Source organism: Candidatus Aquicultor sp. (assembly GCF_054640775.1).
The window spans coordinates 1-6,066 of sequence record NZ_JBTSLF010000154.1 but is presented as its reverse complement, the minus strand read 5'-3'; the positions used below and the strand labels follow the sequence as shown (position 1 = coordinate 6,066).

The window sequence follows — 6,066 nt, the reverse complement described above, 5'->3', positions numbered from 1 at the left end:
AATGCTATGTATTATGCTTACGGTCAAGGCAAAGATAATCCAATCTTTACCGGGGCTATGGAATCTTACATCTACGAAAATGCTATGCTTATTGTGGATGATACAATTCCGGCGGCTTACATAACCGGTGATGCTGAATTCCTCGCTGCAAGAGCTACCAATGGATTAAGCACAGGCGTTCAATACGGCGCTAATGCTGATTACATGGATGAACCTAGAGATCCAGGATTCAGAAAACCAGCAATCGCTTTAGGCGCTGGCGCAATCTTGGCAGCCGAAGGGAAAGGATTCTTGTTAACTCAAGAAACAGCTGATCACGGTCAGAAACTTGAAGATGGTGGAAGAATGATTTACGGCGCAACAAGAGCCGACATCATTGACGATGATAACCAGTTAGGTAATGGCGCTCATCTGTTTTATGATAACAGTTCTTCGCTTGTTTATTTCACTTACAGCCCGGATACATTCACGATATAAAATTTTTACCGGAGAGGTAGAAATGCCTCTCCTTAATTAACTAAGTAATTAATATTTCTTTCGGAGAAATAAAATGAACGACAAAATCAATTTAGCCGAACAAAGAAGTACGGCTTGGCCTGATCTATTCGGTGTTACTGCCGGATTAGTTGGTATGGAAGCTAAGGTTATTGGTGGCGGTGTTGATGGCGCTTTGTACGTTGAAGGAATCTATACCGGTTCCGCCGCTATCACACTTGCTGATTATAACAATTTCCCAGTTGGAAGTTCGATCAAAGATTTTCAAGCTTATAAGACTCATTACAAAACTGGCGCTACTACTTGGAAATCAAGTGCAGCCGCAAACTAAGTAGTAAAAATTAGGTATTGAAAAGGGGAAGCCGTTAGCGGCTTCTCCTCCTAATAGACTAAATCAAAAATAAACTGTAATAGGTGAAAATTGAAAACTGTAAAATTAACAAACGGTAAAAAAACAATAGAAGTAAGTCCTTTGCATACATCGTTTCTTCTGGCACACGGTTACAAATTAACTGATGGTCAAAAGATGCCTAACTTGGCAGATGCAAATAAGCAAGTAGCCCAGGAGAAAAAACCTCTTACGCGGAAACAACTTCAAGCACTTACAGAAGAGGAACTTGGTTCGATCTTCTTTGAACTGAAAGGCATAGCCCCAACTGTTGACCATAACAAAGCAAAATTGATTGATGATATTCTGACAATTCAGGATGAATTAGCAAAAGCTAAAGAATAAAAATCGACAGACAAATAAGGTTGTAGGTAAATAGCTTTTCAATTTTGCGGAGTTTCTTGATGGCTGCTGGTGATAGAAGTCAAAGTATTTACGGAAGAATACACCGGGTACTTACGAAGAATTACGAATATGGTGTAAATAAGATTCTCAAAGAGGAAATCTATGATGAGATGCGGCAAGCACAATTACAGATTTTCCCTTTGGTTCTTCCGGAAAAAACTTACGAAATAAGTTTAGCCGAAGATGTTTCTGAATATCCTTTGCTCAAATCTCCGGTTAAACGGGATATTATTGATAAGATAAAGACAGTCATTACGCCGGAGGATTGGACTTACCGGTTCTCTATGGTTTCTAATAACCGATGGAATGAGATACTAAAATCCAGCACTTCAATAACGCAACCGACATTTGGGACTATTATAAACCACGTTCTCAATGTTTACGCTACTCCCGATAGTTCTACCGATGGCGATTCGATTAAGTTAATCACAAATAATAAAGCACCCGAAACAACAATATCCGATAAGATAGATCCGGAACTTCCAGAACTATTCGATAAAGATATTGAGTGGTTGGCCTTGTTTGCGATTACCGGAGATGTGAAATGGTACAATCTATTTGATGCCAAAATAAAAGAGAAAACAAAATTCGGGAATCAATCCGCAGAAGAAGAAACAGTAAAAGAATGTATGTGGTGAAATAATGAATAACCCCAAACTTGAAAAAATATCAATTGATTTAGCCGGAAGGATGAACGATAAATACACTTCCGCCGATGTTCTTGTAGCTGGTGATACAGACGGAACAATTTACACGGCGGCGGATAGATTGAGATATATTAACCGCGCAATGTTCAAGTTATTCAATGATGTCTGGCAGAAAACAAGTGGTAATAAACAGATGTTCGCGGGAGTATTCCCGGAGTTAGTCCAAATGAGGACTATAACTACTTCTAGTGCTTCTGCCTATCCGATTGCTACACCAAACTTAGATTATTTCCAATTACTTGAAGCCGTGGTAGATGGTAAACAAGCTGAAATTATGCCTTCCCATCTTTACCTAACCGTTAAAAGTGGAAGGACCTTACAAGTTAAGGGGTCTACTTCAATCCCGGTAGTAACTGAAATTAACGGTACAATCTATTTCCTACCGAATGATGCAGCTTTCCAAGCTAAAAGCGCGGATATAACTTTCATCAGACAGCCATTAGATAAAACTCAAGGGATATACTTGTCAATGACTAACGGTTCTTCGGGTGGCAACACGGAAGATTCACCATTCCTTGACCAATGGAATTCAAAGATAGCGGAGATAGCCGAGCAATTATGCCGGTATGATGCTAAAGAATAGGAGTAAAAAATATTATGACTTCAAAAGATTGGACGTTGAATGACGCTCTCGGATTTTTGAGAGTGCTAACTAATCAAATAGGCACAACCAAAATCCAGAATAATTTTGTGATTGATGCTTTGCACTCATCTTTAGCTGAAGTGATGCAATTTTTAAGTGTTACAAAAATATTTGATTACGGAATTAAAACAACATTGCCGGTAACTGTTTCGGGCAAATATGGGACGGCAAGTATTTCCGGATTTACTGTTAACCCGGTGAACAAGATCGTTAAGATTGTGGATAGTTCACAGGTTGCAGGGGAAAGACTTTGCGTTGAAGTTACACAAGCACAATTTGACAACTTGAAAAATATTCTGCAAAGCACAACTGGTACAATCTTTTGGGCAAGAAACGGTAACGACATTAATTTTTATGGTGGCGATCTTACGATTGGCGCTACTCTTGATCTTTATTACATCGGTTATCCCAAAAAGGTTACAACTACAACTGATTATCTGGAGATCAAAGATGTTTATTTAGGGCTGGTGTTGGCTAAAACAAAATTAAAAATATATGAGATACTTCAATCTTCTCCTCCCGATTCAATTAATCAGGGTGTAAATAACCAAATCGCATTTTTGAGAAACACCAATTTAGAAGATCAAACAAATACTAAGTGAGGTTAAAATGCCATCAATAGTTTATTCATCAAAACAATGGACGGTGGGAAGAGCGATTGGTTTTCTAAGAATTCTTTTGAACCAACTAGCGCCGGATAAAATACAAACGCTTCCCTTGGTAGATTATATAAATATTGCTACACAAGATGTTGCGGCTTTATTAGATGAGGTAACGAAAAAAGAAGATTATGGTGCCAATTTCATTATAAAGGATGGTGCAACTGGCGTTGGGCAAGTTGAATTGGTCGTTGACCCTACTCCTTTTCTAACGGCAAGTGCTGATATTTCAGTTGATGCAGGTGCGGCAAAGTTGAGAATTGACCGCATTACAAGTATTTCTTATACTCCAAAAGCCGCATTATCTTCGCCGCAAAATGCAATTTTTGTAAGTCCATTAGAATTCGAGAACCTTTTGGACGTGAACCAAAAGAATAAGGAAGTATTCTATTATCTGTTCGGAGAAAAATTGTTTATTCTAAATAGATACGAAACTATTGCGTTTGAAACTGACTGGGGATCTTTGAAGGTTTATTATAATCGCTTTCCCGTCAAATTAACTGTTGATAACGATGATCGTTTAGGCGATACCTTGGATATTAGAGATTCGTTTGTGGATCTGACATTGGCAAAAGCGAAAATGTATATCTATGAAGAACTTGCAAAGACACCTCCGGAATCCTTGGCATCCGTTATAGAGGCGGGCATAAAGAACATCAAAGACAGTTTGAAAGTCGAAGATCAGTTCTTGAATGACAAATCTAAAAAGAACCAATCATAAGGTAGATATACATGGGTTTTCAAGAAACGGAAATAAAGAACTTTCTTGGTATTTCTACTAAGAGAACTCCTCAAATAAATGAGTGTGCCGATTGCAGTAATATTGAACTTCGAGAAAAAGATGGGGATATGCTTTCTGCCGCAAACCCGATTTTGCTAAAAGATAGTAATGGCGCAACAATAACAAAACCGAACTTCGCTGCTCAAGGGTTTGCTTGGGCGGCTGATCTAAACTTTACTACTCATGTTTTTTCTCAACTTGGCGGGGTTACAAGGGAAGTAGTGTTTTATTTTCAAAGAGGGGCGGCAGGCGCTTATCCTCATGTAGCGGTTGGGATGTACCCTTATTTTAACGGGACGGATTGGACTAATGCTTGGTTGTGGTTGAATAAGATTGTCCCGGTAACAATCTCTGGGCATACGGCACTAAGTTATGATTATACTGTTTCTTCTTATGACGGCGGTGGCATATATCTTTGGAGTGCTGTTTATAATTTGGCAAAACAAAATTGGGCGACAATAACATCCTTTGCGCCAAACGGGTTCAAACTAACAAGGGCAGATTGGGATGTTTCCGATAATCTTCTAATTATGGCGAACTATCAACCATTGGGCGCACTAAGCGCACCTTTCCCTTTCTTCGCATCTCAAAGTACAATCAAATCATCGGACTTGTGTTTTCACCGAGTACTGAATGATTTAAGAATAGGATGGGGTTCGGTGGCCAATAGATTAGCTGTTGGCATAGGTTATAGAAAGAAATACTGGCAAATTGATACTCTAGCAAACGGCGACACACTATCGAACATAACAAAGTTAGATACTATTTCTCTCGATCCGTATAATATTATTTCAGATGCAGAAACATTCGCGGTTACTGTAAAGAAAGGCGGCAGCGCGGTAACGGGGACTACTTCTACGGATTTCCCTTCCGGGAAATATTTCAAATTAATAATTACCGCCATCCTTGACGATTTTAATGAATTTGTAGTAAAAGATGACTTTATGATATATGACGGTAGTCTACCAGGTGTTGGACCATATAAGATATATTCGGCAAGCGAGAGTATGGACATAATCCCGACAATTCGTTTTGCAACAATGAACAAACGTATAACTAAAATAAGATTTTGGTTAGCGTTGGGAGATGGGATTGATTCAGTTTTAGAGAGTCCGAGATTAATAAAAGAAATAGATATTTCTAAAAGCACGGCGCTTGGGGCATCAGATAAATTATGGACGCTTGATAGTACGGGAACTTTAATTCTATCAGATGTAGCCACACAAACTAGTGGTGGATTTTTCAACATAGATTATGCTGCTTATGTGCAAGGTGAATCTCTAATATCGGCTTTAGGTTATACTCCCACGAAAGAATATGTGGCATCTTGGGACCAAGCGTTAGTAGCGGGCAACGCAACGTATTTATTGAATCCTTATGATAGTAAAACTTGGAAGAATTTTATATTTAACTCTCCTCCGGCTCAATATGATGTTATCCCCGCCGAGAATTATCAAAGTCTTGATACAAAAGACGGTAATGATATTGTGGGGATTGAAGTAAACTCAAATTTAGATTTCGTTATTCTTAGAGATAACGGTTATCAGCAATACGATCCAGTTAACCAAATCCCTTCTCAAATGGTAAACGGAATTGGTTGCACTTCCAAACTTGGGATTGTGAATAATGATGGTAAAATCTTCTTCCCATCTCAATTCGATTTCCAAGTAACACAAGGGAACCAAAGAATAGATATTACAAAGGACTCGATAAGGGATGATTATAGAACGTTGACAAAAACAAATATTATCGGCGGCAAAGAAAACTACGGGAACTCGATAAGATTTTTTGCACCAACAGAACAGCAGCTTTATATATTTATCCCGGACAAGGGTTGGGTCCAGCACGAAAATACTTTATTCACAAGAACGCCTCAAGTAGTTACCGGATTGACTGAAATCTATGGATATGTTGGTATGGTTGGGAACGATCCTTTCAGCTGCCTGGCGTTATTGAAAAGTGATGGAACGTGGAATTGGCCTCTTGGT

Annotated in this window: 8 protein-coding genes; all 8 read left to right on the top strand. The window is 38.8% G+C overall.

Features of this window, described 5'->3' with window-relative positions; translation table 11 throughout:
- A partial coding sequence (locus ACYC56_RS11395) for a hypothetical protein (RefSeq protein WP_461374303.1) occupies positions 1-477 on the top strand: 477 nt, incomplete at its 5' end.
- A 73-nt stretch (positions 478-550) separates the two neighbouring features.
- Positions 551-826 carry a hypothetical protein gene (locus tag ACYC56_RS11390; protein ID WP_461374302.1) on the top strand — a complete coding sequence of 92 codons (276 nt, stop codon included), beginning with the start codon at positions 551-553 and terminating at the stop codon, positions 824-826.
- 90 nt (positions 827-916) lie between these two features.
- Positions 917-1,228, top strand: coding sequence for a hypothetical protein (locus ACYC56_RS11385; protein ID WP_461374301.1), 312 nt, complete (start codon positions 917-919; stop codon positions 1,226-1,228).
- A gap of 59 nt (positions 1,229-1,287) precedes the next feature.
- Complete coding sequence (locus ACYC56_RS11380; RefSeq protein ID WP_461374300.1) at positions 1,288-1,926, top strand: hypothetical protein; 639 nt, start codon at positions 1,288-1,290, stop codon at positions 1,924-1,926.
- 4 nt (positions 1,927-1,930) lie between these two features.
- A complete protein-coding gene (locus tag ACYC56_RS11375; protein ID WP_461374299.1) occupies positions 1,931-2,578 on the top strand; it encodes a hypothetical protein in 648 nt (215 codons plus the stop codon).
- Between the two features lie 14 nt (positions 2,579-2,592).
- Positions 2,593-3,240 (top strand): hypothetical protein, encoded by a 648-nt coding sequence (locus ACYC56_RS11370; protein ID WP_461374298.1) that lies wholly within the window; start codon positions 2,593-2,595, stop codon positions 3,238-3,240.
- Positions 3,241-3,247: 7 nt separating this feature from the next.
- Positions 3,248-4,018 (top strand): phage adaptor protein, encoded by a 771-nt coding sequence (locus ACYC56_RS11365; protein WP_461374297.1) that lies wholly within the window; start codon positions 3,248-3,250, stop codon positions 4,016-4,018.
- Positions 4,019-4,029: 11 nt separating this feature from the next.
- A partial coding sequence (locus ACYC56_RS11360) for a hypothetical protein (RefSeq protein ID WP_461374296.1) occupies positions 4,030-6,066 on the top strand: 2,037 nt, incomplete at its 3' end.

What these genes read in the sequence shown, in the direction of transcription:
- ACYC56_RS11375 (WP_461374299.1), top strand. Translation starts at nt 1,931, where the DNA reads ATGAATAACCCCAAACTTGAAAAAATATCAATTGATTTAGCCGGAAGG.
- ACYC56_RS11390 (WP_461374302.1), top strand. Translation starts at nt 551, where the DNA reads ATGAACGACAAAATCAATTTAGCCGAACAAAGAAGTACGGCTTGGCCT.
- ACYC56_RS11365 (WP_461374297.1), top strand. Translation starts at nt 3,248, where the DNA reads ATGCCATCAATAGTTTATTCATCAAAACAATGGACGGTGGGAAGAGCG.
- ACYC56_RS11370 (WP_461374298.1), top strand. Translation starts at nt 2,593, where the DNA reads ATGACTTCAAAAGATTGGACGTTGAATGACGCTCTCGGATTTTTGAGA.
- ACYC56_RS11380 (WP_461374300.1), top strand. Translation starts at nt 1,288, where the DNA reads ATGGCTGCTGGTGATAGAAGTCAAAGTATTTACGGAAGAATACACCGG.